The 661-nt window shown below is 58.5% G+C and carries 1 protein-coding gene; it reads left to right on the forward strand.

Features of this window, described 5'->3' with window-relative positions:
- A partial coding sequence (locus tag SB816_RS29725) for a cytochrome-c peroxidase (RefSeq protein ID WP_410547959.1) occupies positions 1-661 on the forward strand: 661 nt, incomplete at both ends.

A 661-nucleotide genomic window follows, 5' to 3' on the forward strand; every position in this document is an offset into this window, starting at 1 on the left:
CGGCAAGAACGCGGCGGGCGAGTATGTAGGCGGGCAATTCTGGGACGGTCGCGCCTCGATGCTGGAAGATCAGGCGGGTGGTCCACCGCTCAACCCGATCGAAATGGGCATGCCGGACAAGGCGTCCGTCGTGAAACGGCTTAAGGAAAACCCTGACTATGTCGCGGCCTTCGGCACGCAGTTCGGCAAAGATGTTTTTGAGACCGATGAAACCGGCTATGCCGCAATGGCCAGGGCGCTGGCAAGCTTCGAGCGTTCGGATGAATTCTCCACCTTCGATTCCAAATATGACCGTTTCCTGCGCGGCGAGGAAAAGCTGACCGATCAGGAGGAGCTGGGGCGGGTTCTGATTTCCTCCACGCAATTTACCAATTGCAATACCTGCCATGAAATTCGCGGCGCCAAGGGGCTGGAAGACGGTCTCTTCACCAACCACAAATATTTCAACATTGGCGTTCCGGCCAACACGGCGGTGAGATCCGCCAACGGCTCGAAGCCGGATGCTGTCGATCTTGGGCTCGCGCAAAATCCTGTTGTGGCCGGCGATCCGGCTGAGCGTGGCAAGTTCAAGGTGCCGACGCTGCGCAACGTCGCCGTCACCGGTCCATACATGCACAATGGCGTCTTCAAGGACCTGCGCACGGTGGTGCTGTTTTACGTG

Origin of the sequence: Achromobacter sp. SIMBA_011 (assembly GCF_046535435.1) — a bacterium.
Classification (GTDB): domain Bacteria; phylum Pseudomonadota; class Gammaproteobacteria; order Burkholderiales; family Burkholderiaceae_B; genus Achromobacter; species Achromobacter dolens.